This window comes from Actinoalloteichus spitiensis RMV-1378, from assembly GCF_000239155.1.
In the GTDB taxonomy this organism is placed as follows: Bacteria; Actinomycetota; Actinomycetes; order Mycobacteriales; family Pseudonocardiaceae; genus Actinoalloteichus_B; species Actinoalloteichus_B spitiensis.
Genome location: NZ_AGVX02000356.1, coordinates 1 through 2,861 on the forward strand (window position 1 = coordinate 1; position 2,861 = coordinate 2,861).

The following is a 2,861-nucleotide window of genomic DNA, read 5'->3' on the forward strand; positions in this document are numbered from 1 at the left end:
CATCCCGGCTGTCCGCGCTGAGACCGCGAGCCGGCCCCCGGAAAGGCGACGATGCCCGCACGTTCCCCCAGCCCCGCCAACGACACCGCCGCGCACGGCACCACGTTCGAGGAGCCGACGCGACCGGCGACACGGGAGGCGGGCAGGGGCCCGGCCCCGCGCGCCGCCGTGACCGCGTTGCTGGCCCTGGCCGCCCTGCCCGTCCTGTTCACCCTCGTCGAGGTGTTCCGCGCCCCGCCCATGCACTACGGGGACTACTGGACCATCCTGTCGAAGGTCATCGACGACACCGGGGCGTTGGCCCCCGCCGGCCTGTTCGAGCTGTACAACCAGCACCCGATCGTGGTGACCGGTCTGCTGTTCTACGTGGACGCGGTCCTGTTCGGGGGTTCCAACCACCTGGTGGGGGTGGTGAACGTCGTCGCGTCCTCGGCGATGGTGGCCGCCCTGTGGACGATGCTGCCGCGCCGCCTCTCCCCGCCCCTGCGCGCCGCGTTGGTGGCCACGTTCTCCCTGCTGCTCTTCTCCCCCGCGATCCTCGAGTTCTACGCGATGTCCATGAGCGGGGCCCACTGGCTGGCGGGTTTCGCCCCGGCCGTCGTCGCCCTGGCCGCGGCGCACCGGGGCCGCACCGTCGCCGCGGTCCTGCTGGCGCTGCTCGGTTCCCTCGGCCACGGCGCGGCGTTCCCCGTGTGGCTGGCCATCGCGCTGGTGGCGTGGCTGCGGCGGGACGCGGCCTGGCGGATCTGGACGCCGCTGGTGCTGTTGGGCGGAGTGGTCGTGGCGTTCCTCACCATGCCCGGTGGTTCCTCGGTGCCCCCGGCCGACGCCCCCGCCGTCGACGTGTACCTGATGCTGATCAGCGCGACGATGGGGCAGATCTTCGCGATCCAGTCGGTGGACCTGGCCACCCTGGCCGGTCTCGCCGCCCTGCTCGGGGTCGCCGTCTCCGTGACCGCCGTGGTCCGCGCCCGGCTGGCGCCCCCACCCGACCCGAGCGGCGACGGGCTCACGTCCGCCGCGTCCGGTCGGGGGCCGGCGGAGTCCGCCGGCTGGGTCGGCCTGGCCCTGCACGCCACGCTGGTCGCCGCGATGGTCGGCAGCAGTCGCGTGAGCCTCGGTGTCGACATCGGCCAGTCCGCCCGCTACGCGATCATCCCGGCCCTGACCTGGATCGCCCTGGTCACCCTGTTCGTCCTCCTCCGCCCGCGCGTCCCCGTGGCCAGGGCCGTCGCCGTCACCACCGCGCTCGGCGTCGTCGCCTTCGTCGCGGGCAGCACCCAGGGCCAGAAGGTCCGCAACGAGCTGCGCGCCGTTCCGCTGCTCGCCGTGGCGGCCCAGGTGGGTGCGCACGAGACCCTGGCCGGCCTCAAGATGAACCCCGACGACGTCCCCGCGTTCGCCGCGACGGGGGCCTACCCGTTCCACGACGGGTTCACCCTGGGCTGCGGCGGACCGGAGCTGGGTGACCGTGTCGACCTGGCGTCGGTCCGGGAACTGGCCCACCCCGACGACGACACCGAGACCGCCGGATACCTGGAGACCGGACGCGTCGAGGGAGACGCGGAGATCTCCGGGTGGGCACTGGTGGAGGGCGCCCGCGCCGACTGCGTCCTCGTCGTGGACACCTCGGGCACCGTCATCGGCGGCGGGATGACGGGACTCAACCGCCCGGACCTGGTGGACAACCTGCCCACGTCCGAACCCGGCGCTGGCTTCCAGGCCGTGGCCGCCGCCGGCCTGTTGGAGGGGAGGGTGCTCGTCGCCCGCGACGGGGCCCTGTACGAGGTGGTGGCCGGAGCCGAGGCCGACGTCGACGGGGCCGGGGCCGGCGGGACTCCCGGGGGCTAGGGCAGCGGGGACACATGCCAAGCTGGTGAAGAGTGGTCGGCGGGGGTACCCCGTGCACTACTCTGCAATGGTTCTCGATCTGGGTTCGATCACGACGACGTTCACGCTGTTGGCGGGCACGGCCGATCCCCGCCCACCGCGTGCTGTACCTGGTTCGCGGGACACCCGGACGCGCCCCGAGGTGCCTCCGGACCCGGCGAACAGGCGGACGGAAAGCAGGCACAGGGGAGGCACGGCGGATGTCCTTGCAAGAGGATCTGCAACAACTGGACACGGCACTCGCCGCTGGCCACATCTCCGCTGACGAGTACCGGGCCCGCCGCGACAACCTCTTGAAGGGCGCCGGCGGCCAGGCGCAGCACGGCGCTTCCGCGCCGAACACACCGGGTCAGGGCCAGCCGGCGGCCCAGGGCGGCGACGGCAACCCGTTCCCACCGCCGTTCCGGTGGGGCGACAACAACACTGGCGGCGAGCACACCCAGGTGGTGCGTTCCGGGCAGCAGCCGACGCCGGCTCCCCAGAACGGTGGCGGGACGGGCGGCGACAACGGCAACGAGAGCACCCAGGTGTTCCGACCGGGTCAGTTGGCCCCGGCCTCCGACCCGGACAGCACCCAGGTCGTGCCCGGCGGCGGCGCACCCGGCGGCTCGCCGGACAGCACCCAGGTGGTGCGCAACCCGGCGGGCGCCCACAACCCGGACCAGACGCAGATCGTCCGGGGCCACCAGGGGCCCCCCGGGATGCCGCCACCCCAGTGGGCGGGGCAGCAGCCGACTCCGCCCTGGGCCAGTGGCGACCTGCCGCCCGACTTCGGCTCCCCCTCGGTGTGGACCCAGGGCGGGGTCGAACCCGACTTCTCCGCCGAGCCGAAGGAGTCCGGCAAGGGGCGGATCATCGGCATCGTCGCGGCGGTCGTGGTCCTCGCCGCCGCCGTGGGCGCGCTGGTCTTCTTCCTCGGCGGCGACTCCGAGGAACAGGCTGGCCCGGGCGAGGGCGGGCAGCCGAACCCG

1 protein-coding gene and 1 pseudogene are annotated in these 2,861 nt (G+C 73.9%); both read left to right on the forward strand.

Features of this window, described 5'->3' with window-relative positions; genetic code table 11:
- The first annotated feature begins 51 nt into the window (after positions 1-51).
- Positions 52-1,851: a hypothetical protein gene (locus ACTIDRAF_RS29210; RefSeq protein WP_016699725.1), complete on the forward strand. Its 1,800-nt coding sequence runs from the start codon at positions 52-54 to the stop codon at positions 1,849-1,851.
- Positions 1,852-2,090: 239 nt separating this feature from the next.
- Positions 2,091-2,861: pseudogene (locus ACTIDRAF_RS0215945) on the forward strand (hypothetical protein); the annotation flags it as partial.